The sequence below is a fragment of the Compostibacter hankyongensis genome (genome assembly GCF_039541075.1).
GTDB lineage: Bacteria > Bacteroidota > Bacteroidia > Chitinophagales > Chitinophagaceae > Compostibacter > Compostibacter hankyongensis.
Genome location: NZ_BAABFN010000006.1, coordinates 105671 through 130679, shown reverse-complemented (window position 1 = coordinate 130679; position 25009 = coordinate 105671). Strand labels below are relative to the sequence as shown.

At 54.4% G+C, this 25009-nt stretch carries 21 protein-coding genes; 9 read left to right on the top strand and 12 right to left on the bottom strand.

Translation table 11 applies throughout. The annotated features are described in order from the left end of the window. The first annotated feature begins 9 nt into the window (after positions 1–9). A complete protein-coding gene (locus ABD851_RS12980; RefSeq protein ID WP_344979943.1) occupies positions 10–1977 on the top strand; it encodes a glycoside hydrolase family 97 protein in 1968 nt (655 codons plus the stop codon). A 20-nt stretch (positions 1978–1997) separates the two neighbouring features. On the opposite strand, the gene ABD851_RS12975 is transcribed toward ABD851_RS12980, so the two are convergent. From ABD851_RS12975 to ABD851_RS12940, 8 genes are all read right to left on the bottom strand, one after another. Further along, positions 1998–2747 carry an SH3 domain-containing protein gene (locus ABD851_RS12975; protein ID WP_344979941.1) on the bottom strand — a complete coding sequence of 250 codons (750 nt, stop codon included), beginning with the start codon at positions 2745–2747 and terminating at the stop codon, positions 1998–2000. Positions 2748–2754: 7 nt separating this feature from the next. After that, positions 2755–4677, bottom strand: coding sequence for a BatD family protein (locus ABD851_RS12970; RefSeq protein WP_344979939.1), 1923 nt, complete (start codon positions 4675–4677; stop codon positions 2755–2757). A gap of 89 nt (positions 4678–4766) precedes the next feature. Continuing rightward, a complete protein-coding gene (locus ABD851_RS12965; RefSeq protein WP_344979937.1) occupies positions 4767–5471 on the bottom strand; it encodes an SDR family NAD(P)-dependent oxidoreductase in 705 nt (234 codons plus the stop codon). An 11-nt stretch (positions 5472–5482) separates the two neighbouring features. After that, positions 5483–6577 carry a dipeptidase gene (locus ABD851_RS12960; RefSeq protein ID WP_344979935.1) on the bottom strand — a complete coding sequence of 365 codons (1095 nt, stop codon included), beginning with the start codon at positions 6575–6577 and terminating at the stop codon, positions 5483–5485. A 64-nt stretch (positions 6578–6641) separates the two neighbouring features. Next, positions 6642–7757 carry a D-TA family PLP-dependent enzyme gene (locus ABD851_RS12955; protein WP_344979933.1) on the bottom strand — a complete coding sequence of 372 codons (1116 nt, stop codon included), beginning with the start codon at positions 7755–7757 and terminating at the stop codon, positions 6642–6644. A 1-nt stretch (position 7758) separates the two neighbouring features. After that, a complete protein-coding gene (locus ABD851_RS12950) occupies positions 7759–8235 on the bottom strand; it encodes a RidA family protein (protein WP_344979931.1) in 477 nt (158 codons plus the stop codon). A gap of 74 nt (positions 8236–8309) precedes the next feature. After that, a complete protein-coding gene (locus ABD851_RS12945; protein ID WP_344979929.1) occupies positions 8310–9626 on the bottom strand; it encodes a gluconate:H+ symporter in 1317 nt (438 codons plus the stop codon). Between the two features lie 188 nt (positions 9627–9814). Then, positions 9815–12061 carry a putative Ig domain-containing protein gene (locus ABD851_RS12940; RefSeq protein WP_344979927.1) on the bottom strand — a complete coding sequence of 749 codons (2247 nt, stop codon included), beginning with the start codon at positions 12059–12061 and terminating at the stop codon, positions 9815–9817. Between the two features lie 328 nt (positions 12062–12389). Between ABD851_RS12940 and ABD851_RS12935 the strand changes: the two genes are divergently transcribed. Next, entirely contained in the window at positions 12390–12920 is a 531-nt protein-coding gene (locus ABD851_RS12935) for a DUF1697 domain-containing protein (protein ID WP_344979925.1), read from the top strand. Between the two features lie 12 nt (positions 12921–12932). Here ABD851_RS12935 and ABD851_RS12930 read toward each other — a convergent pair whose 3' ends face one another. Beyond that, positions 12933–13673 carry a 3-oxoacyl-ACP reductase family protein gene (locus tag ABD851_RS12930; protein WP_344979923.1) on the bottom strand — a complete coding sequence of 247 codons (741 nt, stop codon included), beginning with the start codon at positions 13671–13673 and terminating at the stop codon, positions 12933–12935. Between the two features lie 74 nt (positions 13674–13747). Between ABD851_RS12930 and ABD851_RS12925 the strand changes: the two genes are divergently transcribed. From ABD851_RS12925 to ABD851_RS12895, 7 genes are all read left to right on the top strand, one after another. Beyond that, positions 13748–14101 (top strand): winged helix-turn-helix transcriptional regulator, encoded by a 354-nt coding sequence (locus ABD851_RS12925; protein WP_344979921.1) that lies wholly within the window; start codon positions 13748–13750, stop codon positions 14099–14101. A 50-nt stretch (positions 14102–14151) separates the two neighbouring features. After that, positions 14152–14946: an SDR family NAD(P)-dependent oxidoreductase gene (locus tag ABD851_RS12920; RefSeq protein ID WP_344979919.1), complete on the top strand. Its 795-nt coding sequence runs from the start codon at positions 14152–14154 to the stop codon at positions 14944–14946. Between the two features lie 21 nt (positions 14947–14967). Continuing rightward, positions 14968–15531 carry a Crp/Fnr family transcriptional regulator gene (locus ABD851_RS12915; RefSeq protein WP_344979917.1) on the top strand — a complete coding sequence of 188 codons (564 nt, stop codon included), beginning with the start codon at positions 14968–14970 and terminating at the stop codon, positions 15529–15531. 67 nt (positions 15532–15598) lie between these two features. Continuing rightward, a complete protein-coding gene (locus ABD851_RS12910; protein ID WP_344979915.1) occupies positions 15599–16132 on the top strand; it encodes a carboxymuconolactone decarboxylase family protein in 534 nt (177 codons plus the stop codon). Positions 16133–16401: 269 nt separating this feature from the next. Beyond that, on the top strand, positions 16402–17367 hold the full coding sequence (locus tag ABD851_RS12905) for a helix-turn-helix transcriptional regulator (protein ID WP_344979913.1): 966 nt from the start codon (positions 16402–16404) through the stop codon (positions 17365–17367). Between the two features lie 161 nt (positions 17368–17528). Next, positions 17529–17987 (top strand): MauE/DoxX family redox-associated membrane protein, encoded by a 459-nt coding sequence (locus ABD851_RS12900; protein ID WP_344979911.1) that lies wholly within the window; start codon positions 17529–17531, stop codon positions 17985–17987. Positions 17988–18148: 161 nt separating this feature from the next. Then, entirely contained in the window at positions 18149–18499 is a 351-nt protein-coding gene (locus ABD851_RS12895; RefSeq protein WP_344979909.1) for a DUF6520 family protein, read from the top strand. Between the two features lie 73 nt (positions 18500–18572). Here ABD851_RS12895 and ABD851_RS12890 read toward each other — a convergent pair whose 3' ends face one another. From ABD851_RS12890 to ABD851_RS12880, 3 genes are read right to left on the bottom strand one after another with little or no spacing between them, the layout of a single operon-like run. Further along, complete coding sequence (locus ABD851_RS12890; protein WP_344979907.1) at positions 18573–19946, bottom strand: RagB/SusD family nutrient uptake outer membrane protein; 1374 nt, start codon at positions 19944–19946, stop codon at positions 18573–18575. 28 nt (positions 19947–19974) lie between these two features. Beyond that, positions 19975–23175 (bottom strand): SusC/RagA family TonB-linked outer membrane protein, encoded by a 3201-nt coding sequence (locus ABD851_RS12885; protein ID WP_344979905.1) that lies wholly within the window; start codon positions 23173–23175, stop codon positions 19975–19977. A 12-nt stretch (positions 23176–23187) separates the two neighbouring features. Next, the gene (locus ABD851_RS12880; protein WP_344979903.1) at positions 23188–24468 is read right to left on the bottom strand and encodes a TlpA family protein disulfide reductase; all 1281 of its coding nucleotides are present in this window, start codon (positions 24466–24468) and stop codon (positions 23188–23190) included. Positions 24469–25009: the final 541 nt, after the last annotated feature.

Genomic DNA, 25009 nt, shown 5'->3' with positions numbered 1-25009 from the left:
TACTAACGGATGAAAAAATCCATTTTACTGTTGAGCGCCGCCCTGCTGGGATGTGCGCCGCTTGTCCGGGCACAGGACTACCACCTCAGCGCTCCGGATGGTAAAACCACCGTCGATATTCGAGCAAAAGGATCCCTGCAACTTTCTGTGCAGCATAACGGCAGCGCCGTTGTTCCCGGTCTGAGGCTCGCCATGGAGCTGGGCGACGGCACGGCTCTCAACGGAGAAAGCAAGGTGCGCAAAACGCAGAAACAAAGTGTGAAGGAAACGATCCAGGCACCGGTGGCGATCAAGAATTCATCGATATCCAACGAATATAATGAGCTGCGGGTGCAGTACCGCGATCACTATGCGATAACCTTCCGCGTATATAACGATGCGGTAGCCTACCGTTTCGAAACGGATTTCCCGGACAGCATCACCGTAAAGAACGAAACCTGCGATCTGCAGGTACCGGCAGGCAGCGAGGCTTTTTTCCAGTGGGCGGATCTTGCATTCAACAGCTATGAGCACCTCTACGACAAAGCGCCGCTCGACAGCCTGACCGCTTCGAGGAACACCCAGCTGCCCCTGTTGTTGAATGCTCCGGGGGGACAAAAGATACTCTTTACCGAATCGGACCTGCGGGATTACCCGGGCTTGTATTTTACCGGACAGGGCGGGCAGACGCTGCACGGCGTATTCCCTCCCGCCGTTAAGACGGAGCGGAAAAACGATCCGTCAGACGGCGGCTGGGACCGGAACTTTTATCCCGGCAGCACCTATGACTATATTGCCCGCACCGCCGGCAAGCGCAGCTTCCCCTGGCGTATCATAGCGCTGGCGGACAACGACGCCCGGCTGCTGAACAACGAGATCGTATACAAGCTGGGCGCTCCCTCCAGGCTGCAGGATGTAAGCTGGATCAAGCCGGGGCAGGTGGCCTGGGATTGGTGGAACCACTGGAACGTCACCGGCGTTGACTTCCGCGCAGGCGTAAACACGGATACCTACAAGTACTATATCGATTTTGCCGCCCGGCACCGTATCCCCTACATCATTATGGATGAAGGCTGGTACAAGCTGGGCAATATCCTGGAGCGGACCCCGGATGTGGACATGAAGGCCATTACCGATTACGGCCGGCAGAAAGGGGTGGGTGTGATCCTCTGGTGCGTATGGCGCACGCTCGATGAGCAGATGGAGCCGGCGATGCAGCTCTTTGCGCAATGGGGCGTCAAAGGGGTGAAGGTGGACTTTATGAACCGCGACGACCAGGCGGTGGTGAATTTTTACTGGCGTTGTGCAGAGGCGGCGGCCCGGCATCATATGCTGGTGGATTTCCACGGCGCGCACAAGCCTGCCGGTATCCTGCGTACTTATCCCAACGTCATCAACTTCGAAGGCGTAGCCGGGCTGGAAAACGATAAATGGACGGACAAGCTGGCCACCCCCCAGATGGCGGTAACGTTGCCCTATATACGTATGTTTGCCGGTCCGATGGATTATACCCCCGGCGCCATGCGTAACGCGCAGCAAAGGGATTTTGCCGCCATCAACGACAACCCGATGAGCCTGGGTACCCGCTGTCAGCAGCTGGCCATGTATGTGGTGTTCGATGCGCCGCTGCAGATGCTGGCCGACAACCCTACGGCCTATGAGAACGAGAAAGAAAGCCTGGACTTCATTACCCGCGTACCCACCACCTGGGACCAGACCATACCCCTGGACGGTAAGGTAGGCGAATATGTGGCCATGGCCCGCCGGAAGGGAAATACTTATTTTATCGGCGCCATGACCAACTGGACGGCCCGCGACATCACGCTGGACCTTTCCTTCCTGCCCGCCGGCAACCATCGTATGGTGCTTTTCCGCGACGGCGTCAATGCCGACCGCAACGGTACGGATTACAAGCGGGAGGAACGCAGCGTTACGCGTAACGATAAGCTGACCGTGCACCTGGCGCCGGGCGGCGGATGGGCGGCCCGCATAGAGTAATGCCCGGATGGGGTGGCGGCTCAGAGGACCTTCAGCGTATTTTCGGCTACCCAGCCTTCTTTTTCGTCCCCGAAGCGGATCTTGACCCAGCCGGGGGCGTTGCCGAGGATGCTTACCTTGTAGCCCTCGTGGATATCCTGCAGATCGGTGCTGTTGTTATCCGGGGCCGATTTGACCGCCGCTTCGGATACCATCACGATGGCGGTATCGTGTTGCATCTGCTGCCTGTAGGTGAGTATGCCGCCTATGAGCGCCAGTACAAAAAGCACGGCGGCCAGACGGGTGCCCCACCGTACCCAGCGGGAAGCGCTGCCCCGGAAGAAATGCAGGGCGACGCCCGCGATCGTCAGCCAGCAAAGCAGCAACCCGGCCAGGAGCCATCCGTTGGGTGAAAAGAGATGCAGGATATGCTGTTCCCACTGTACAAATATGATCGTCGGCGGCAGGTCCGTCCTATCTGCGACACGCTGCCGGGCCAGCTGCAGGTTGTGCAGGACGGCAGCGTTGCCGGGATCCTGTTGCAGCGCTTTTTCAAAATAATAAACGGCATAGCCGGTACGGCCTGCCTGATAGCTGGCATTGCCGGCATTGTACCAAAGCGCTGTATTGCGGTAGCCTTCACCGATCAGGCGCCCGTAAAGCTGCGCCGCGGAGTCGTACTGCCTCTGCCGGTACAGTCCGTTCGCCTGCTCAAACAGCTGCTGGGGCCGCTGGGCAGCGGCGGTGAGCGTGCCGGCGGACAATAACAGGATCAGCAGGTAGGTTCGCATGGTTCCGTTACTTTAATTGTTCTTCCAGTCTCCCGATCAGGGTGGCGGCCTGGTTATAGGTTTCCTGCATCTTTTCGTGGCCGCTCATCCCCGCATAGAGGGCCATCTCGCAGTTGTCGAACAGGGCAAAGAGCTGACCGGTAATGGCCGGCGGTATCTCCCTTTCGTGCAGCTTGTCCGTAGCCTTTTGCCGGCTGAGCTCGGCAAAAGGAATATTGAGTTTATGCGAAAGATATCCCCAGAGGGCTTTGGACACCTCTTCATAGAAAGCCCTGCTGTCGTCTTTCGCCAGGAACCTGGCCGCGAGGCTGAGCCGTTTGCGGGCTACCTTGTTGGCCCGTTTGTTTTTCAGCAATACCTGGTCGGACTGCAGCTTTTCCCGGCGGCGGCGTGTAGCCAGCAGGATCAGCAGCACCAGCAGGGGCAAGGCCAGCAATATCCAGTACAGGGGCGCGGTCAGCCAGAAGGCGCCGCGCCGGCTCCAGGCCAGCTTTCCGCTGTGGATGGGCTGCAGCACATTATCGGGTAAGGCGTAATCGGCCCCGGTGCCCCGTCCCCGGTTTTTTCCCTGGGTGACGTGCAGGGTAAAGGGCTGGGAGGTCGCGGTTTTGTAAGCCTTTTCCTGCGGGTCGAAATACGAAAAACGGATGGCCGGTATGGTATAATCCCCGGGCGTCCTGGGCATAAATACATATTCGAAGGTACGGCTGCCCGAGAGCGGGTTGTCATTTTTATTGACCTGATCGCTGATCTTGGGATCATACCGGTCGAAGTCGGCGGGCAGGTCTATCTTGGGTGCATTCAGCAGGGTGATGTTGCCGCTTCCTTTCAGGGTTATCTTCAGCGTGGCCGCATCGTCGGTGCTGAGGGCGGACTTGTTCAGGCCCGCCTGTATGGTAAAATTACCCACGGCGCCGCTGAAATCGGCGGGCCGTCCCTCTTCGGGCAGGGGCTTCACATGAATGGAAACGGGCTGGCTCCGGATATTGTAATTATAGTCGTGGTACGATCCGCCCTGCTGGTTAAAGAAGTCGTCAAAGAAGGAATCGTCGAAAGGATCTTTGCCGAAAGGGTCGTCAAAGAAATCATCGAGGGGATCGCGGCGGGGCCTGCTGCGGTCTACCTCGTAAAGATGGACGACATTTTCCACCGTTACCGAGTCCAGCTCCAGGTCGCCGGGCTGCAGCGGAAAAAGCATGGTTTTCCGGATGGTGAACACCTTAAAAGGCACCCCGTCGACCTGTTCTATGGTCGCCTGGGGCGGGTTGGGCAGATCGATATCGTGGGCCGAGAACCCGGAGAACGCCGGCACGCGGGTTACCTTTGAGGAGGTCGGCATACGGGTATAGAGTTTATACGTAGCCGTTAGCTGCTCCCCGACATAGACGTCTTTTTTGTCGACCTCTACTTTTGCGTACAGGTTTTTCCTGATCTTGTCGCGTACGTTTTCACCCTTGCGCACCATCCCGGGAACATCGCGCGAGCGCTCATCCGGCCGGGGACGGGGGTCAAAAGGAGAGGGGGAAGGGGAGGCGCTGCCGGCGCTTACGGTAATGGTTATGGGGTTGGACTTTACCTTTTTCCCGTCGAGCCGGGCGGAGGCTCCGGCAAGGGTATAACGTCCCGGTGCGGTAGCCTGCAGGATATAGATGATGCTGACGCTCTGGCTGACATGCCCGTTGGTGATGTTCATGGAGCTGCCCTGGGATTGGGACAGTACCGAAAAGCCGGTGAAGGCGGGGGGCTGGAAACCGGAGATGTCCGAAGCGTTTTCGAGGGTAAAGCGGAGCTGGAAGGGTTCGTTTACGGCCGGGGTGGTGGTGCTGGCACTGGCCGTGAACTGTGCATCCTGGGCCCGGGCTTTCCCCATCATCCCTGTCCACAACAGGGCTATTAGGCAAAATATCCTGAAACCTGAAAGCTCCCTCATAGCTCTGCAAAATTATCCAATGCTGTACCAGTCTTGCGGCGCGCCGCAGTTAAAAGTTAGTTAAAATGCCGTCCGGCGGCGGTTCCGGCTCAGCCAAGATCGCCGGGAAGGGGCCGCAGCACGATGTCTTCCACGACGGTTTGCGAAGCGAGGTTGCAGGTCATCCAGATGGCCTCGGCTACGTCTTCCGGCGGCATCAGCCGTTCGGGCGGGCCTTCGTAGCCGGCCCAGGAATCGGTAAGCGTAGGCCCGGGGCATACGGCGGTAACCTTGATGTTATGGGGTTTGAGCTCTTCGCGGAGGTTCCTGGAAAAGCCCAGCAGGGCGAATTTGCTGATGCTGTAGGCTCCCCCGTTGGGATAAGCGCGCAGGCTGGCGGTAGAGCACAGGTTGATGATATGACCCCGCCCGGCCGTTTTCATCGCCGGCAGGAGGGCCCTTGTCAGGTGATAGGCGCTGTACAGGTTCACCGCCATGGTGGTTTCTAGCACGCCGTCGGCTTCTTCGTGAACGGCTCCGGGGATGAAGATGCCGGCATTGTTCACCAGCACGTCCGGCACGGGGAAGACGGCTTTGACCTTTTCCGCAAAATCCAGTACGGCATCCTTCGTGCCCAGGTCGGCGCTGGCCGTCATAACCGTTATGGCCGGGTTGAGCTGGAGCAGCACTTCGCGGGTGCGGGCCAGGGCGTCCTTATCCCGCGCGCACAGGGCGATATCCCATCCTTCCCGTGCAAAGCGCATGGCGACGGATCTGCCGATACCCCGGCTCCCTCCGGTGATGATGATGTTCATGAACGAATCGGTTAATCCCACGCTTTCTCCAGAAAGCGGATCCAGTTTTGATAAAAAATATGATCGATATCCGTATCGCTGTATCCCCGCTGCAGCAGGATGGGCTCCAGCTGCTGCAGGCCGGCGATGGTATCCAGGTCGCCCGGGGATTGCTCCCTGCCGTAGCCCCCGTCCAGGTCGGTGCCGATGGCGGCGTGCAGCGCATTGCCGGCCAGCTGGCAGACATGATCGATATGATCGGCCACATGCTGCAGGCTTACCCCGCTGGATTCCGGCGTGGTCTTTCCCCGCAGCCATCCGGGGATCAGCATCCAGGCGTCGAAGGCGGCGCCGATGACCGCATCCCGCTCAAGGAGGACCTTGATCTGCTCATCGGAGAGCTGGCGGTTGTGGGGCACCAGCGCCCGGCAGTTATGATGGCTGGCCCATACCGGACCTTTGAAAATATCGAGCGCTTCCCGGAAGCAGGTATCGCAGAGGTGGGTGATGTCGAGGATGATGCCCAGCCGGTCCATCTCCTGCAGCAGCGCCCTGCCCCGCGCCCCGAGCGGCCCTTCGGAATCGGTGCCGTAAGCATATACACCCGGTCCGTAATGGGCGGGTCCGAGGGCGCGCAGGCCGGCGGCATAGGCTTTTTCCAGATAGCTGAGGTCTATGATGGAGTCGGCGCCTTCCAGGCTCAGGATATAGCCGATGGGTAGCTGATCCGGCGCGTCGTTTTCCCAGCGCCGCAGGTGAGCGGCCAGGGCGGCCCTGTCGGTGATGGGCGTCATCTCGCCCCGGGCTTCCATGGCCCGGTACCAGGCCAGCTGCCCCTGGGTCTGCGCCCAGGCCTGCTCCGGGGAGTGCCAGCCCGGCAGCGGGTTGCCCGGCTTTACATAGCGGGCGATGAGGGTGGCGGTGCAGAGCCCGATATTTCCCTCGCGCATGGCGGGAAGAGAAACGGTATTCCTGCCGCGGTCCGGCTTGTCGTGCTGTCCTTTTTCGCGCTCCCGCAGGACCGGCACGGGCTGGGTCAGGTCGCGGTTCCACTCCAGCGCATTCATGCTGAGGTCGAGATGGGCGTCAAAAATAAACCGGGGCCGGCGGGATGTCTTGCTCGTCATACGGCGGATCAGTATCAATGAAGCCTTAAATATCGGAAATTTTCATCGCAACCACAGGCGCAAACTACACAGTAAGCTTTCTCCCGCGCGCAGTGACGGGCCAGGCGCCGGCAGTACGGCCTTCTTTCACCACTACCGCTTCATCGTACAGGGCTACGGTAGGGCAGATATGATAAGGTATGCCGTAGAGCACATCGCCGGTCTGCCATCGCTCCCATTCGGGCGGGGATACGCTGAGCACAAGGTGCTCTTCGCTTTGTCCGGATACCGTATAGCCGTCGAGGTTCAGCAAAAAGATCCGCCGGTCGGGGGGATTTTCGGCGGCCACCGCCTTATGGCCAAGGTCGGCGGTGAGGAGGCCGGGCGCAGGCTTTGAGATGATGCGGGTGAGGAGCACGGCGGCATGCAGGAAGGGTTGCTCCGGCAGCCCGAGGCGGTAGCCTTCATCCCAGAGCAGACAGGTACCGGGACTGCATTGCCGTTCCGGGTGTAGGGCATGCACGGGAAAGGTGGGCGTGCCGCCGGCGACGATCTGCAGCGGCGGCAGGCCTTTTTCCGCGATCTTTTGTAGTATTTCGTTTACCGGTGCGAAGGCGGCCTCTGTCAGACTACGGCGTTTCTCAAACTCCTTTTCACGGATATGTCCGTCATAGACGTGCAGCCCGTAGCAACGGATATGACTATACGACAACAGTTGTTCATACAGGGTTAGGAGGCTGTCGTCCGGGGGGAGACCGCTGCGATGCATGCCGTTGTCCACGTCGATCCACACCTGCGCTTCCAGCCCCGCCGTCGCAAACTGTGCTTCGAGGAGCCGCGCCGAAGCCGTATTGTCGATGAGAGAGGCAAAGCGGGTCCCGGGATAGGTCCGGATCAGCCGGATCAGCCGCCCGATGCGGGGCAGGGGCAGCTGGTAGGCCAGCAGCACATCCGGCGCACCGGCGGCGGCCAGCATCTCCGCTTCGGCGATGGTGGCGCACTTGAATTTCCGGATGCCCTGGTCCAGCTGCATTTTCACGACGGCCTCCATCTTGTGGGTTTTTACATGCGGGCGCAGCCGCGCTGCTCCGCCGGCCATCTGTATCATGGTGCGGATATTGGCGGCTATTCTTTCGGGATAAACCAGCAGGGCGGGAGAATCGGTATCTTCAGGAGCTGCTAAGGCATACCAGGGACGCATATCAGGATGCTTTTAATTCAAATACGGCCTCTATCTCCACCGGGATATTGTCGGGCAGGGAGCCCATGCCTACCGCGCTGCGTACGCCTACCCCGTTGTCGCTGCCCCAGACGGCGGCAAAGAGCTCGCTGCAGCCGTTGATCACGAAGGGATGCCGGCCGAAATCGGGGGTGGCGTTGACCATGCCCAATACCTTGACGACCCGTTTTACACGGTCCAGTCCGCCCGGCTGTGCCTGCAGGGTGGCCAGTATGGCGAGTCCTACCTGGCGGGCGGCCAGCTTGGCGGCTTCGGCGTCGAGGTCGGCGCCCACCTTGCCTTTGATCAGGGTGCCGTCGGTTTGTACCGGTCCGTGACCGGACACATAGGCCATGTTGCCGCTGATCAGCAGGGGCTTATATACTCCTGCGGGCGCAGGGGCGGGCGGCAGGGCGAGGCCGAGCTGCTGTAGCGTTTCACGGGGGGATACGGTTTGCATAGGTCGGTTGATTTTAGAAAACGGTAACCGCCGCAGCTTTGTGCGATGCGGGCTAAGAAGGTTCTGTCGCTAAATTACAGCAATGTCTGTAATATCAGCACCCCGCAGAGGCCGGCGACGGAAACGATGGTCTCCATAACGCTCCAGGTACGGAAGGTATCTTTCATGGACAGGTTGAAATATTCCTTGAACATCCAGAACCCGCCGTCGTTGACATGAGAGAACATCAGGCTGCCCGCGCCGATGGAGAGCACCATCAGCTCCGGGTGAACAGGCTGCTGCTGCAGCAGGGGGAGTATCATGCCCACGGTGGTAAGCCCCGCTACGGTGGCCGAACCGATACATACCCTGATGATGGCGGCGATCAGCCATCCCAGGATCAGCGGAGGCACGGCGAGGTGCCGCAGCGCTTCCCCGAGATCGGTATTGATACCGCCTTCCTTCATCACTTCCATGAATACGCCGGAGCCGGCGATGATCAGCATCAGCGGGGCGATATTTTTGAAGGCGTCTTCCAGCGCCTTCATCACCGTTTTCATGCTGTTGCCCCGCCGGATGCCCAGGAACCAGGTCGCAAAGAGCACGGAGATGAGCATCGCCATATTGGCGTTGCCCACAAAGTCGATGAACCGCTTGAAGGGGCCGTCCTTTACCTGGAATACATTGAACAGGGTGGACAGGGAGAGCAGGATCACGGGGAGCAGGGCGCTGAGCAGGCTGATCCCCAGCCCGGGCAGCTCGGATTCCGGAAGCTGCTTCAGCCGCAGGATCTCGTTGTTGGGCTCCGGCCTGAACCGTTTCAGCGTTCTTCCGAAAAGGGGGCCGGCCAGTATAATGGCGGGTACGGCCACGATAAGACCGTACAGCAAGGTCTTGCCCAGGTCGGCATGCAGCTGGGCGGAGATGGCGGTCGGCGAGGGATGCGGCGGGAGATAGCCGTGTGCGACCGAAAGGGCCGACAGCATGGGGATGCCGACATACAAAAGCGGCAGCCTGGTGGTATTGGCGATGGCAAAGATCAGCGGCACCACGATCACGAAACCCGCGGTATAGAAGATCGGAATGCCCACGATCAGCCCGGCCAGCGCCATGCCCCATTGCAGATGCCGCACGCCGAAGGCCCGTGTAAGCGAAAGCGTGATGCGCTGGGCCGCTCCGCTGTCGGCCACCAGCCTGCCCAGCATGGCGCCGAAGCCGAGAATGATGACCAGCGATCCGAGGATATTGCCGATGCCGGTTTCGAGGGCGGCGGACAGGCGGCCGACGGGCATACCGCAGGCCAGGCCCATCCCTATGCTGACCACGATAAAGGAAATAAACGGATCCAGCTTCAGATACAGGATCAGCAGGATCAGGGCAATAATACCGGCCAGGGGGATAAGGAGGGTCATGCTGTCAGTTTAAAAGTATGATGCTCCGGCGTCGCATTCGTCCGGGACTATGCATATCCGTTATGACGGAACGGCGACTAAAGATAATAGAACAGGCCGGTTTATAAAAACGTACCCCGGCCGCAGCCGCAGGCGGCGGTACAACAAGCCCTCGGGGATCGGAATGGGGTGTCTGTATATATGCCCCCTCAGCGACGGGCAGCGGATACTTTCAGCAGCAGCACCCCATGGGAAGGAATATGCTGTGCGTGGTAGATGCCGGAAAAAGTACCCAGGTCCTGCTGCCGCCAGAGATCGCGCAGCGTCTGTTTGCCGCTGCGGTGCAGCCGGCTGAGGTCCAGGTCAGCATCGGTCATTTTGGGGCCCAGGTTAAAGATGCCCACGGCCTTGGAGCCGTCTTCGAGGTTTTTGGCCCATATCTGGATGTTTCCTTTTTCGGCTACTTTTTTTGCCTGGTTTCCGAGCGGGTCCTGGTCTACGGCCAGCACTTCGTCGTTGGTCAGCAGGCTGAGGGTAAAGTCGTCCAGCTGGCTCATGTCGCAGCCGATCAGGAGGGGCGACGACAGCAGGCACCAGAGGCTGATATGGGTATACTGCTCGTCGGGGCTGAGCCGGGTATTGTGCAGGTTGGGTCCCCAGCCTACCTTACCCACCACCAGCATATCGGGATCGTTCCAGTTGCCCGGCTTGGCGTAAGGAGAGCTGATGTACTGGCGGAACCCGATGTCGGACATGCTTTTCCAGGTGTCCCGGATATCGCCGGTGGTCCTCCAGGAATTGCCGCCGACATGGTCGCCCCATTTCCATACATCACCCATACCGTACTGGCAGAGGCTGAAATAGATATCCCGGTCGATCTGCTTAAAGGCTGACTGCATGACCCGGTAGGGTTTCTGCAGCGCTTCGAGGTCGGGGTTCTTCGGGGCGATGTTGCCGTAAGAGCACCAGTCGTATTTGAGATAGTCGATACCCCAGCGCGCATAGGTCTTCGCGTCCTGCAGCTCATGCTGATAGCTGCCCAGGAATCCCCCGCAGGTACGGGGGCCGGGAGAAGAGTAGATGCCGATCTTCAGACCTTTATCGTGCACGTAGTCCGCCAGCTTTTTCATGTCGGGAAATTTATCGTTGGTAACGATCTCCCCGTTGGCGGCCCGTGTTTCCCGTTCCCAGCCGTCGTCTATGTTGATATAGGTCCATCCGTGACTTACCAGTCCCTTACTGACCATGGCGTCTGCGGAGGCCTTCACCTTGGCATCGCTGACGCTCAGCCCCCAGCAGTTCCAGCTGTTCCATCCCATGGCGGGCGTGAGGGCAATGCGCGCGCCTGCCACGATGCGAAAATCTTCGGTGGCCTTTCCACGTTTATTCGACACCGTTAGCTTTACGGTATAGGCGCCGGCCTGGTCTATGCTGCCGGTGATGATACCGCTGGCCGGATCCAGCTTCAGCCCTGCGGGCAGCCCTGCGGCTGAAAAGCGCAAGGGCGCGGCTCCCGTGGCCGGTATCCTGAACAGGAAGGGGTGGCCGGGGCGTACGCCGGCGATCTTTGCCCCGTTGATGCGCGGGGTAGGCGGGGCCGGCGGCGTCAGGATGTAGGGGATGCCTTCTACGGCCGTAACGTCTTTGTCCGAGCGACTGTCCCGGAAGGTGTAGCGCAGCTGGTAGGACCGCTGCTCCGGCACGGACGCTGTGAAGGTATAGTGAAAATCCTTTCCGGCGGAGAAGGCGGCGGGCACGGTTTTTTCCCACACCGTTTTTCCGTCTTGCGGATCGATAACGGCGAGGTGCAGCATGCCTGAAAAGCGGTAGGTGTCATGCGAGGAATGCAGCGTAACGGATTTGCCGGCCTGGTGATCGCCCAGTGAAAAACCGGATGCGCCCGGGTCTATCTGCACGTCGTCGGTGATATCCGTGATGCTGAGGCGGTAAGGACCTTCCCACATGCCGCCGTTTCCGCTGTGGTCGTATACGCGTACCGCGATCACGTTATCCCCGTCCCAGCGGATAGCCGGATCGTTCTGGCCGACGCGGTATACGCGCAGGGCGTCATACGGCCCTTTTTTGATCGAGCCTTTTTTGCCGGCGTTGGCGCCGATCCTTTTTCCGTTCAGGTATACCTCGTCGCCGTCGTCTATTTTGCCCAGCTCGATACGAAGGTCTCCCGGGTTGGCGGAGCCGGATCTCAGGGAAGCGGGGATCTTCACATGGAGGCGGTACCACCCGTAACCGTCGTAATTATCATATCCCTGGTATTCCCAGGGCGTGCCGACCTTAATGGCTTTCCAACCGTCATCGTTAAAGGCGGGGGCAGCCCAGGCCGTATCATCGCCCTGGCGGAATTTCCAGCCGTTGTCGAGCGATACCTGCGCCTGTGCCTGCAGGCACAGGGATAAACCTGCGGCTATCCAGCACAGGAGTTTTTTCCGGTGAAGCATGTTCGATGATTTAGATCGCAGGGCTTAAGCGGCGGAAAAAGTACGATTTTCTGCAGTTAAACAAAGCTTCTTTTTGACGACCGGCGTTAGGTTGCCGGGCGGGCCGGCGGTGTTCCTGCACGCCGGTTGTGGCTTATTTTTACTTTTGAATGTAAGAAGCGGAAGGATAAATAGTTTATGAATGTACATTTTAACGGCGTTAATCGCCGTAATTTCAGTTTTTGGTAAACAATATATTTACTTCGCCTTTTCTAAGATAAATTTATCCCCTGTTATCTGCTGCAGGGAGAACAGGAGCTTGTCAAAATGCTGTAAAATGAAACCGGATGTGAAACATATCATTCTGCTTCGCGGCGTTAACGTCGGCGGCCGGACCATCAAAATGGCCGATCTGAAAACCTGTATGGAGAACGGCGGCTTCCGGAATGTGATCACCGTATTGCAGACCGGCAATGTGGTGGTGGATGCCGGTAAGGCAGATTCGGAAAAGCTGCGGCTTCGTGTGGAAAAGCTACTGGGCGATACCTTTCATTATCCGGCGAAGGTGCTGGCGCTCTCCCCCGCCGAGCTGGAAACGGTCATCCGCGGATATCCTTTTCAAAATCCCGGGCCGGACGTTCACCGCTATGTGGTATTTACCGAAAAGGGCTTTGAGGAAACATTGGCGCATCAGGCCCCTCCGCTGGACGCGTCGGTTGAGGCCGTCAGTCCCGGCGAAGGCGTGGTCTACTGGCGGGTCCGCAAAGGACAGACCCTCGACAGCGTTTTTGGAAAATACATGGCCAAAGCCGCCGCCAAACAGTTTATCACCAACCGTAACCTGAATACGCTCGAAAAGATCCTGGCAAAGTGCGGCTGACCCGTCCGCCGCTCAGGCGTTGGTGCCGCCGTCGACGGTAAATCCGGCGCCGGTGATGTAGCCGCTTTCCGGTCCGGCCAGGTAGGCGGCCATGGCGGCGATATCTTCACCGGAACCATATTCCGGTATGGCCATGAGGGAGCGCTGATAACCGGCCGAAGGACCGTCTGCCGGGTTCATGTCCGTATCCACGGGGCCGGGATGGATGATGTTTACCGTGATCCCCCGGGGACCCAGATCGCGGGCCATTCCTTTGGTAAGACCCACGAGCGCGCTTTTGCTCATCGCGTACAGCGATCCTCCCGGTCCGGGCATCCGCTCTGCCTGGCAGCTGCCGATATGGATAATACGCCCCCCTTTTCCAAGGTATTTCAGCGCAGCATGCGAAGCGGCGAATACGGCGCGGACGTTGACCGACATGATCCGGTCGAAATCCCCGACGGTAAACTCGGCTATGGGCTTGTACATACCGATGCCCGCATTGTTGACCAGGATGTTGAGCCGGCCCAGTTCCGCCTGTGTGCGGTCCACCGCCTTCATGACGGCTTCCGGATCGGCGCTGTCGGCCCGGATGGCCAATGCCTTAACCCCTTCGTTCCGGATCTGCCGCACCACCGCTTCCGCTTTTTCCTCCGCGTGCTGATAGGTGAGGGCTACGTCGGCCCCTTCGCGGGCCAGTCTTTTTGCAATGGCGGCGCCGATGCCGCGGCTGCCTCCTGTTATCAGGGCGGCTTGTTGTGATAGCTTTTTCATACCGCAAAAGTAAATCAGAGCAGGTATCTTTGCCGGTACGGATAAAATTGTTAGGTACTGACAAAAAAGTAAGTATGAGAAAAGAAAATTCCACCAATGCGCAGAACGAAGCCTACCTCGTCCGCAACTGCGGTATGGATTATGCCTTGTCCATCATCGGCGGGCGGTGGAAGCCCACCATCCTGTTCAGCCTGCTGCAGCGCAGCATGCGTTACAGCGAACTGCGAAGATCCATTCCCCATATTTCGGAGCGGATGCTGGTGGCACAGCTGAGAGAGCTGGAGCAGGACGGGCTGGTAGAAAGGACCGTATATCCGGAAGTGCCGCCGAAGGTGTCGTATGCGCTGACTACGCTGGGGCTGTCCACGCGCCCCGTGCTGAAAACCCTTTCGGAGTGGGGCAATAAGCACCGCTCCATAATTTCTTAATGGCGGCTGTCGCATTCCCCCTACCTTTGTTGTTGTTAAAAAAGACGGCTATGGATCTACAACTGAAAGGAAAAACAGCGCTGGTCACGGGCTCTACGGCGGGCATCGGGCTGGCCATCGCCCAAAAGCTGCTGGAGGAAGGCGCCACCGTATACGTCAACGGCAGAACGCAGGCCCGGGTGGACGCGGCTTTATCGCGACTTCGGCAGGAGGTTCCCGGTGCGGCGGCCCGCGGCGTGGCGGCGGATTTTTCGAAAGTGCAGGAAGTAAATGCCCTGCTGAAGGAAATACCGGAGGTGGATATCCTGGTCAACAATGTCGGCATGTTCACGATAAAGGATTTTACCGATATCAGCGATGCGGACTGGCTGGGTATTTACGAGGTCAATGTGCTGAGCGGCATCCGCCTGAGCCGGCATTATTTCCCCGGCATGCTCAAAAATAACTGGGGGAGGATCATCTTCATCTCCAGCGAGTCCGCCCTCCATATTCCCGCGGAGATGATCCATTACGGCGTCACCAAAACGGCGCAGCTGGCGGTAAGCCGCGGTCTGGCGGAGCTGACGAAGGGTACGGCCGTCACGGTCAATGCCGTGCTGCCGGGCCCCACCCGTTCCGAGGGCCTGGAAGGCTTTGTGGAGGAGATGAGCGCGCAGCAAAACAAGCCGCAGGCCGAGGTGGAAAAAGAATTTTTTGAGCTGGCGCGGCCTACTTCCCTGCTACAGCGGTTTACCACCACGGAAGAGATCGCCAATCTTGTCGCCTTTGTGGCCAGCCCTCTGTCTTCCGGTACCAACGGCGCCGCGTTGCGGGTAGACGGCGGCGTGGTGAAGACGATAGCCTGAATACCGTCTCAATGAATACCCATGCCGGAATTCTTCGATGCTATTTCCCGGTTCACGGCGCTCGGCCCTGAAAGCAGGGCCGCGCTGGAAGCCGTATTGGAGACCCGGGACGCGCCGCGGGGAACGATGCTGGTGCGACCCGGATCCGTATGCCCTACTATTTATTTTGTTGAAAAAGGCCTTACCCGTACCTTTTATTACAAGGACGACAGGGACATCACCGACTGGATCAGCACGGAGGGGTCTTTTGCCGGCTCCATGGTGAGCTTCCTTTCGGGATACCCGGACCGGCGGGGCGTGGAAACGCTGGAGGACAGCACCCTGCAGGCCCTGCAGCGGGAGGATCTGCAACGGCTCTGCGCTTCCCACCACGAGGTGGAAAGGCTGGCGCGCCTGCTGGTAGAGTCGGGTCTTATCCAGATGCAGCAGCGGTTCGACGATCTTCACTTTGCCACGGCGGCGGAGCGGTACGGGAAGCTTGTGCAGGAGCAGCCGGATCTCATCCGCCGCGTTCCCCTGGGCATGCTGGCTTCTTATCTCGGCATTACGCCGGAAACGCTGAGCCGTATCCGCGGCCGGCGGTAATTTTTTGACAAATATCAAGCGGGGCGGCGGCCATAAGCCGCAATTTTGCAGTATAAAAATTGCACCGATGCGACTTACTTCCGTTGAAAAGCCCGGGACCCTGTTTTTGAAGATCGCTTATTATCTGAGCCGGCGCCGGTTCGGCAAGCCGCTGGCCGCGCTGCGTATCATCTATGCCCGCTTCCCGCCCGCCCTGAAGGTGGCCCTCCGTATCCTGCGGACCGAAAAGCAGCTTGTTTTGCCCCGGCGGCTGCAGCTCTTTATCCGTTATTATACTTCCCATCTCAACGATTGCCCTTTCTGCTCCAATGCGATCGACTATGCGGTGGCCAGGGAGAACGAGGCTTTCCAGGAATGGAAGGAATTCTTGGATTTCCGCAACAGCAGCCGCTTTTCGGAAAAGGAAAAAGCCCTGCTCACTTACCTGGAGGAGGTGAATTTCTCCAAGACGGCCACCGAAGAGACCTTTTCTGCGCTTAAGCGTCATTTCTCCGAGCGGGAGATCGTAGAGCTCACCTGGATCAACGCCACGGAGAACTATTTCAACCTGATGGCCAAGCCGCTCGGGCTCAGCTCGGATCAGCTGCAGTTCGGAGGGTAAGCCCCAGCCTGAATCCGGGCTTTGCCCTTTCCTTGTTTTATCGCTGAAAGCCCAAAAAAATAATCAAAAATAGATATATATTTCCCTTATGGTGTTTTGTTTCTTTTTATATTTGTAAAGGGAAAATATCATATACAATTCAGCTTTCATAGTTATTGCTCCCCGCGACAGGCATTTGTTCTTGCCGAAAGGCCTCAGACCGGCTTCGTTTCCCGTTTATGATCACCCATAGCTGCAGGAGTCATCTTCCGGCTGTAAAACCCTTGCTTATGAAACTATGGCTACCCGACCGGTATTTATCGCAGAGTGTGATTACCCGGCAGACGCCCCGGCAATTCCGCAAATACCGGATCGCCGGGGCCCGCGTACGGTGCCTTTACGGGCCCTTCGGTGCGGTGTACTACCAGCTTTTCGGCAATGCGGATTTCAGCATACAGGTGAACCATATCGTTGTCCGCCAGCCGCAGCTGTGGCTGTATATCCGGGCGGAGCGTCCGGTGATCACGTTGCATTGTATGCTGGTGGGCGATGTATGGGGTCATCTGAACGGACTTGCGCCCATGCTTTTCTGCGAAGGAAGGTACCGGCTCATCTATGTGCCTGCGGATGACCTCCACCGGGCCCGTTTCCGGCGAGGGAGCTATGAATCGGTGCATATCGATCTTTCGGGGAAGGCGTTGCGTTTGCTGGGTGAAAAATACACCGGTATCGGGCAGCTGCTCCGGCATTCCGCCGGCTTCCCCGGTCGTGGCATGCTGCTGCAGGATGCGGCGATCGGCCGCGGGGTACGTATGCACCTCGAAGATATCCGGCATGGTCCCGGGGAAGAGCCCGAAAGGAGCCTATACCTCGAAGCCCGCATTGCGGACCTTCTCTTGCAGTATGTGAAGGATGTATTTCATGAGGAGCCGCTGCCGTTGCAGTCTATACGGCATATGGAAGATATAAAGCGATACCTGCTTTCCCGGCCCGAACTATCCCATACCCTTTCGTCGCTTGCGAGGAAATTCCGCGTGAGCGAAAGCACGTTAAAAAGACAGTTTCGCCGGTACACCGGGCAGAGCGTGCATGGCTTTCTTTTTGAAGAAAGGATGAAATATGCCATGCAGCTGGTGGTGCGTACGGATATTCCTTTCGGAGAGATCGCCGATAAGTCAGGCTACCGGGATTTTTCCAGCTTCGACCGGGCCTTTCATCATAAGTTCGGTCATCCGCCAGGTCACTTCCGGAAGTGAAGCAGGCTGAAAGCGCCTGTGGGAGGGAACTTCCGCCGCACTTTGACCCGGAATGCTAAAAAATAAATACCCGAAATGCTAAGTGGGTGGGGAGAGGTCTGTGCTATTTTTAGGATGCGGCACGGGCGATGCGGCCCGGGCTGTTTCCTGAAAAGCACAACATGAAAAAAGCCATCCTCATCCAAGCCATTGCCGCTGTACTGATCCTGCTGCTGGTGTATGCGGCCGTTAGCAAGTTGCTGGATCATCATTTGTTTGTTGCACAGCTGCATACCCACCCTTATCTGAAACCGATGGCCGGGTTCATATCATGGGCAGTACCCCTATCTGAACTGGCCGTTAGCGGGCTGTTAATGCTTCGTTCTACGCAATATGCCGGACTGTGGTGTGCCGCCGGTTTGCTGACGGTATTTACGGTATACCTGTCTATGATGCTGCTTTCGGGCAAAGATCTGCCCTGCAGCTGCGGCGGGATCATCTCCGGGCTCAGCTGGCGGCAGCACCTGCTCTTCAACCTGTTCTTTATCATACTGGCGGGGATAGGGATAGGGTTGATGCGTAAACGGGATGCCAGACTGGAGATCGCCGGTTATGCCTCTGACCTGCCGGCCATAAAATGACTCGTGCGCGCTATGCGCGACAAAGATATTGTTGCAACAATGCGTCCCAACTCGAGTACGGACGTTACGGCAGTTTGCCGGTCTGTTCAAAGCCGGCCAGGTCAACTATTATTTCACATCTTAGAGTTTAGCCTTTTGAGATTTAAAAGGCGCCCCGAACTATGAATATTAAAAAAATAGCTTTGCCAGTCCTTGCTGCTATAGTAGGGATTGTGGCCAGTGCATTCACCACCGTTCGATCTACCAGTCAACAGCCCCTCGCGGATGCTTGGTTTGAACTCAGCGGGCCGGACAGAACACAGGCAAGTAGTTATACGCTTGCTGTCAATGGTTCCGGACAAGACCCAGATTGCCCCACAGAACCAGATGAAGTGTGTGCCATTTTTGCCACGCAGGAGGGCTCGGGAGCTAATGCACATCCCGATCAGGATGATCTGGACGATATCATTGCTGACAGTGACAACTTTACGAAGTCGGCAGATAACCTGGAATACAAGGAACCGCAAAATTGATCGTTGCAAGGAGACCGGCAGGCCACCGGTCTCTTTCCTTGAAAACGTGTCGTCTCCAGAAAGCATGCAGCGTCTATCTTGCGTTTTGGGACATTCCGGTAAAATCTATTACCGTTTGAGGAATATAGAAAGTATACCGAGGATCATTGGGTGGCAATTCATAGCGCTTGCCGTTTGTTTCACGAATCAAAGTATGTGCAAGCCTTTCATCCTGATTGAATCTTCGCAGATCATACCATCTCAGGCCTCTTCCTACTAATTCTTTTCGTCTTTCTATTAATATTATTTCCAAGGCATCTTCCGGAGTCGACGCAGTAAGCGGCACGAAAGTGTTCGCTTTCCACCTATTTTTAAGGAGCATATTTAAATCTTTCATTGCCTCCATCGCCTTTCCCAGTCGGGCAGCACATTCAGCCCGCATCAGAAACACTTCATCTACAGCAATTCCGTTAAAATGAACGCCGGAAGTGCCGCTATAGCTTCCCTTGAAACCGTAGGGATTGGAGCCGATCCCCTTAAAAAAAAGTAAACGCCGCAAATCGTCATGAGCATAAGATTGGTAGAGCAGAGAGTCCACACGCCAGTGGGTAACACCAAGCATGCCTGCCCCGATCATTTCGCTGTGAAAGACTTCTTCCTCATTGAACCGGGGGAACGGCGCACTTGATGAGGTATCCAGCTGATTATAATCAAGCAGCGTATGATAAAGCTGTAAAGAAGAATCTGCATACATATAGGCGGACTTATAATCCTGCATTACAAGAAAAGTTCGCGCCATTGCAGCAAATGCCGCTTTCCGGTTGGGCCTTGATATCGGATCAGAGGTTGTCGGCAGTAGTAAAGACGCTTCTTTATAGTCTTTAAGTATTTGCTGCCAGGTATCTTCCAGATTGGAGCGGACGTTCTGCGCGTTCACATCACTCGTCAACCGAAGGGGGATACCCAGTTCTTTTTCTGCATTCCGGGGATCATAAGGGACCGCATAATATTGGGCGATCTGATAAAACGCATAAGCCCTGAAAAACAGGGCTTCTCCTTTTACCCTATTCCACTCTGCCAAGGTCTGGACGGAAGGCTTGTTCTTTTCCACGGTTTCCAATGCGAGATTTGCATATTGTACTACCGAATATAAATCACTCCAATCAGCATCTTCACTAAGCGCATCCTTGTTCCAAATATATCTATCCCGAAATTTCACTTCTATCGTATTATAATAATCGTCCAAAATATAAAAGTCATCATCCGATTGGGAACCCATTGATGTATAGAATGCATTTAGCCGGGTATAATAATCTAATAATGCGCTTGCGTCACTTAAAGTGGTTGGCACCACTAATTTTTTATCCGGTTTCGCATCTAAATATTTTTTACATCCGGTGCTTAATCCTACTGTTAGGACAAAAAGGAAGCGCAGCCAAAGACGTTTGTTTATATTGTAATAATGCATACAGTTAATTTTGGTGTGAAATCAATCATCAAAAGTCTGCCTTGAAACCCAAAGAACAACTAAAAGGAGCCGGCAATCCCAAACCATAATCAGGATCAATCCCTTCTTTATTTGCACGCCATAAAAGACCTATATTGGTTGCGTAGAGAGATATTCTTATATTTTTTATAGCATGTCTCCCTAAACCTATCTTTCCGGTATTGTAACTGATGCTAACATCTTGCAATCGGATGAAATCGCCTTTTTCCACAGTTGCTTCAGAATAGTTGTAAACCCTGTCCCGGTTGCTATCTGAAGGATATATCATAGATGGGATATTTGTTTTCTTTTCGTCTCCCGTATTCTGCCAACGCTTTGTATAATCTACATTTCCCTGCCAGGAATCAAAAAGACTGCTGTAATTGATAGAGCTTCTCCGAAAATAAAAACCGAATTTATAGCCGATATTTGCAGAAAGCTCAAATCTCTTCCAGGAAAAGGAGTTAATCAAGCTACCATAGAACGGCGGCCGCGTTGTTCCGCCAATAACCAAGTCGTCCAAGGTTGATTTTCTGGTGATGTTTCTATAATCTTCGCTGGGCTTACCGTCGAGATATCCAACAGGATTTCCCAAAGAATCAAGACCAGCCCACCGGTAGCTTATCAATGCATAAGGATTTTCCCCTTCGATAGGAGTGATATTATAATTGAACCCGGCCAAGCCGCCTATGTTAGTGATATCCTTCAGATAACGGCTGACCTTATTCCGGACGTAAGCAAAAAAGGCCTGTGTCTGCCAATTGAATTTTCCTCTTATCCACCTGACTTTGAGCTTGACATCAACGCCCTTCCCGGTCAGGTTGGCTGAGTTCAGAGTCATCGTGGAGAAGCCCGTTGTCGGATCAATAGGGGTTGGGCTCAATAAATCGGTTGATTTTTTTTGATAATATTCCAGGCTACCCTCCAGGTATCCATCCCTTAAACTAAAGTCCAACCCTGCGTTAAAGATATTTACCCTTTCCCAGCGCAATTCCGGATTGGGGAGGCTATTGATATTGGCATAAGGAATATTGGTTTTTATTCCCAAAGGCGAGTTATATTGGATGGTAGGAACCGCTGCCAGATCATTTTTTACATTGCCGTTGTAGCCATAGGTAATACGAAAACGTAATGCAGGAAGCCAATTTACCCGGTAAAAAGGCTCCCGTGAAAGATCCCAGCCCAGACCGGCCGACCAAAACGGGTTCCATTTTTGATTGGTGCTGATACCAAAAAGATTAGAAGCATCCTTTCGAAAGCTGGCTGTGGCGGTATACCTTCTTTTGTACCGATAAGAGGCGTTTCCATAAAAGGAAACAAAGCGGTCTGTCAGATCTGTGAAATCCCGGGTATCTATAATCTGGCTATATCCTAACTGATCCCAGAGCTGAAAGTCCGTTATATAATCTACATTAGAAAAGGTCAGGAGGGCATCGTCATATCCATAAGTCCTGTCACTGTGTGAATTGTGATGTGCATGCCTGACTTCCACCCCGCCGAGTACAGTGAGCTGATGATCCTGCCAGCGGCCATCATAATTAGCCTGCCCTCTTAGGGCGTATGCAGACAGCTCACTCATGGATTGGTCCAAAATTCCCCCTACCGGTAGATTATGAATAATCCCGGAGCCTTGTCTTTGAGAAAACCGGTTGATTTGATCCCTGCTGAAATAACTTTCTATACTATAGTAATTCCTGGATCCCTGACGGCTCTGTTCCGCTTGCCCATTTATAGTAAGGATCAGCCCTCTGAGAGGCCGGTAACTAATCATAGCTTTCAATAACACATCTTGTAGCCCGATTTGAATATCATTTAGTCTTTGCTCTTCCAATGGACGGTATTTCCAGTCCAGCAGCTGTCCTTGACCAGCCGTGTCCGTAAATCCGCTGCGATATTCATAGGCCACCGATAAGGGCGTACCATCCTTACCGGAAAGCTTTGCGTAAGGATACAGGGTACTTTTCCCAGATGAAATAACGTTTTCCTTACCGTTGTTGACAGATTGCTGAGAAGTATAGTTTATGCCTGCTTTTATTTCCAGACCAGGAAGCGGCTTGAAGCTCGTCATCGAATTTATTGTGACCCTTTTGTTACTATTTCCCACTATATTGATGAGATCGTTGTCATATCCAATACTTAGCATTGTATTGAGAGTATTGCTTCCTGCGCTAAAGTTGACGGCATACTGTTGATTAATTGCCGTACGGTAAAAATATTTTTGGTATTCTTTTCTTAGATCCAGAGAGCGGAGCTGGTCAATCTGAGCATCGGCTTCCTGTTGGGAAAGCTGACCTCCCCGTTGTCGTGCGAGGATTTCAACTACTGGCGAGACAACAGGGAAAGTACTTAAGTTATTGAGGTCATCATCATAAGCACCTTGTGAAAAAAGGAATCTTTCCACGTCAATAAAATTAGAGGCATCCAGATAGTTGCGATTGTAGAAAAGATCAGGCTTTTTCTGTAAAGTCACATTGGAGACCAAAGAAAGCTTCGGGGCTGAGTTATACTTTCCCTGACTCGTGGTGATCACAATAACTCCATTTCCGGAACGGGCGCCCCAGATGGAGGCTGCGGCGGCATCCTTAAGAATAGTTATACTTTCTATATCGTTTGGGTTGATGTTATTGATATCACCCTCATAAGGAAAGTTATCGACGACAATCAAGGGAGCTGTCCCCGCGTCCAGCGTACTGATCCCCCGGATGAACAGCTCATTCTCCGTCCCGGTTTTTGAAAAATATAGGCTGCTGGAAATGCCCTCCAGCCTGCTGAGTACATCCGGGCTAACAACACGGTTGAAAAGTTTCTTGTCTATCTTTTCAAAAGAGCCTGTAGCCCGTTCTTTACTGATCTGTTGATAACCTGTGTTGATAACAACTTCCTCAAGTTGAGCGCTGACAGGTACTAACCGGATGAGCAGCGGAGCAGCTGTATACTCATTTACAATGATATGCTGTGTTTTATACCCGATATGCCTTATGATCAAGGTATCGTTGTCCGCAGGTAAGCGAAGTGAAAAACGGCCGTGACTATCTGCAACCAAAGCCAACTGTTCATGCCTCAACAGTAATGTAGCTCCCGAAAGTGGATTGTCCCTCCCGGCAGACAATACCTGACCTTCTATTTTTTTGCCCGGACGGATCTGGGCCTGAGCCGTTAAACAAGAAGTAATGATTAAAAATATTGCTGTAAAAAAGTAGATTTGTTTCATAGACAAAATCATTTATTCTGTGAGTACAAACATTTCAATAATCCGGTTTTTCCGTTCTAATAACAGGCCGTGGCGAGTCAATGTCTTCCTCAAAGCATCTGGAGACAAGTTCTCCATTTCTTTTAGAGGGAGATATCTTCTGTCGTTAAATCCGGTTTCATCCAGCACCGGGAGGTTATAATAAGTTTGATTCAAATTGTTTATCAGCGCAGATATTGAAATGTACAGCTGATAACCATGCGGTATTTGGCTTACTTCCTTTTCTGTTCTTAGGTGAAATTTTTGGACATCGTCAGCCTGCTTTAATACGAGACATGGTGTGTTTCTCTTTTCTATGCTACCCTGCAAACCAAAATAAAAATCAAGATCCGTCTTCATTTTTCTCAGGCGTTGATCCCGTGAGAGCGTATCGGGCAAGACAGCCTCATAGCAGTAGCAGTTGTTCTTTTTCCATACGTCCCTGTATCCCGCAGACGAATTATAAAAAAATCGATCCAGACTTTTTACCTTGAGGAACATCCTGCTCTTAGGAAAGGCCATTGAACGATCCAAAGCTTTTAGATAGAGACTTATGATCGGCAGATTGATCCAACTGATTATTATACGATGTTGATCACTGTCGGTCAGTTCCGACGTTTCAAGGCTAACCCCATCCAAATAACCTGTCAGGGTGGTATGATACTGGATATCCGGCGTACTCCATGTAGAGATATTTGCATGATTAAGTACTAATATTGGTTGGGTATAATTGTAAAGTGGCATTTCCCGCTTTACCACCCAATTTACTTTTCTGCCCTTTAGCAGTTTCCGAATGTTTCTTTCCGTTACATATTGTGTATGTGTAATCCCGCTCACGATACCTTGGGCGTTTATCCATACTTCATGAGGAATAAATTCATGGGGGAAATATCTGGAAAGCAGGGTATCATTAGCTGCAATTGGAAGGCTTAGGTCTTTTGCATATTTATTTCGTCTTAAAAAAGTGTTTATCCGGTCCGGGTTATCAGGTGTGATGAGAATGATCTGCAAGGTATCCCTAAATTGATTGGTCAAAGAGTCAAACCTGGGTAATACGCGGATGCATCCGCCACATCCTGTGGACATGAAGTCCAGTATCAACAGCTTTCCCCGGAGGCTGGAAGTGCTTAGAGAGGGACTTTTATAGTTGATAATATTATTAATAGCAATATCCGGTACGGTATCACCGACGGTGAGTGGCCTGACAGGAAAGGACTGGGCGGAGATGCATAAAGGACATGCTATTCCCGCCAGGAGAAATGTAAATTTCTTCATTTATAGAGAGGTTTGGAGTATAAAGCAATTAGACTGAAAAGCCCCGGAAGGGTGCCACTATGTCGGACACGGTATAGTGGTACCCTTCGTAAAAGGCTGGCAATGGCTTATACCGGTCCTTTCGGCTTTTTGCTCCATTGACGGAGCAACAGATGAAGTTCGTTATTATGGTAAGCTACTTCCATGGCATATCGCCGCGAAGCCTGCCAGGAAGCCGTACGTGGAAAAGCCTGATATAAAAAGGGCGTGGGACTCCACTTACCGGTTTGAGGCCCTCGGAGAGCCCTGGAACAATAAGAACAGAGTAGCCCACGCCCGGGTCGTGAGCCATCCACTTATCATCTTGTTCCTTTGAAATTTCCGAGGTTTCAAACCAAGACTCCAAGCGAATAGCTTCAAATCAGCTTATTGAAGTATCGCAAATTTAATTGTTTTCAGTACGCCGGCAACGCCTCGTCACCGGCGCACATAATCATAAAGGTAAGATTTTATTTTGGAATGTGAGCTATAACACAATTTTATTTTTTCTGATTTGGCTGAC

What these genes read in the sequence shown, in the direction of transcription:
- ABD851_RS12900 (WP_344979911.1), top strand. Translation starts at nt 17,529, where the DNA reads ATGAAAAAAGCCATCCTCATCCAAGCCATTGCCGCTGTACTGATCCTG.
- ABD851_RS12970 (WP_344979939.1), bottom strand. Translation starts at nt 4,677, where the DNA reads ATGAGGGAGCTTTCAGGTTTCAGGATATTTTGCCTAATAGCCCTGTTG.
- ABD851_RS12910 (WP_344979915.1), top strand. Translation starts at nt 15,599, where the DNA reads ATGCGACTTACTTCCGTTGAAAAGCCCGGGACCCTGTTTTTGAAGATC.
- ABD851_RS12920 (WP_344979919.1), top strand. Translation starts at nt 14,152, where the DNA reads ATGGATCTACAACTGAAAGGAAAAACAGCGCTGGTCACGGGCTCTACG.
- ABD851_RS12980 (WP_344979943.1), top strand. Translation starts at nt 10, where the DNA reads ATGAAAAAATCCATTTTACTGTTGAGCGCCGCCCTGCTGGGATGTGCG.
- ABD851_RS12925 (WP_344979921.1), top strand. Translation starts at nt 13,748, where the DNA reads ATGAGAAAAGAAAATTCCACCAATGCGCAGAACGAAGCCTACCTCGTC.
- ABD851_RS12940 (WP_344979927.1), bottom strand. Translation starts at nt 12,061, where the DNA reads ATGCTTCACCGGAAAAAACTCCTGTGCTGGATAGCCGCAGGTTTATCC.
- ABD851_RS12895 (WP_344979909.1), top strand. Translation starts at nt 18,149, where the DNA reads ATGAATATTAAAAAAATAGCTTTGCCAGTCCTTGCTGCTATAGTAGGG.
- ABD851_RS12955 (WP_344979933.1), bottom strand. Translation starts at nt 7,757, where the DNA reads ATGCGTCCCTGGTATGCCTTAGCAGCTCCTGAAGATACCGATTCTCCC.
- ABD851_RS12965 (WP_344979937.1), bottom strand. Translation starts at nt 5,471, where the DNA reads ATGAACATCATCATCACCGGAGGGAGCCGGGGTATCGGCAGATCCGTC.
- ABD851_RS12915 (WP_344979917.1), top strand. Translation starts at nt 14,968, where the DNA reads ATGCCGGAATTCTTCGATGCTATTTCCCGGTTCACGGCGCTCGGCCCT.
- ABD851_RS12880 (WP_344979903.1), bottom strand. Translation starts at nt 24,468, where the DNA reads ATGAAGAAATTTACATTTCTCCTGGCGGGAATAGCATGTCCTTTATGC.
- ABD851_RS12930 (WP_344979923.1), bottom strand. Translation starts at nt 13,673, where the DNA reads ATGAAAAAGCTATCACAACAAGCCGCCCTGATAACAGGAGGCAGCCGC.
- ABD851_RS12975 (WP_344979941.1), bottom strand. Translation starts at nt 2,747, where the DNA reads ATGCGAACCTACCTGCTGATCCTGTTATTGTCCGCCGGCACGCTCACC.
- ABD851_RS12960 (WP_344979935.1), bottom strand. Translation starts at nt 6,577, where the DNA reads ATGACGAGCAAGACATCCCGCCGGCCCCGGTTTATTTTTGACGCCCAT.
- ABD851_RS12950 (WP_344979931.1), bottom strand. Translation starts at nt 8,235, where the DNA reads ATGCAAACCGTATCCCCCCGTGAAACGCTACAGCAGCTCGGCCTCGCC.
- ABD851_RS12885 (WP_344979905.1), bottom strand. Translation starts at nt 23,175, where the DNA reads ATGAAACAAATCTACTTTTTTACAGCAATATTTTTAATCATTACTTCT.
- ABD851_RS12890 (WP_344979907.1), bottom strand. Translation starts at nt 19,946, where the DNA reads ATGCATTATTACAATATAAACAAACGTCTTTGGCTGCGCTTCCTTTTT.
- ABD851_RS12905 (WP_344979913.1), top strand. Translation starts at nt 16,402, where the DNA reads ATGAAACTATGGCTACCCGACCGGTATTTATCGCAGAGTGTGATTACC.
- ABD851_RS12945 (WP_344979929.1), bottom strand. Translation starts at nt 9,626, where the DNA reads ATGACCCTCCTTATCCCCCTGGCCGGTATTATTGCCCTGATCCTGCTG.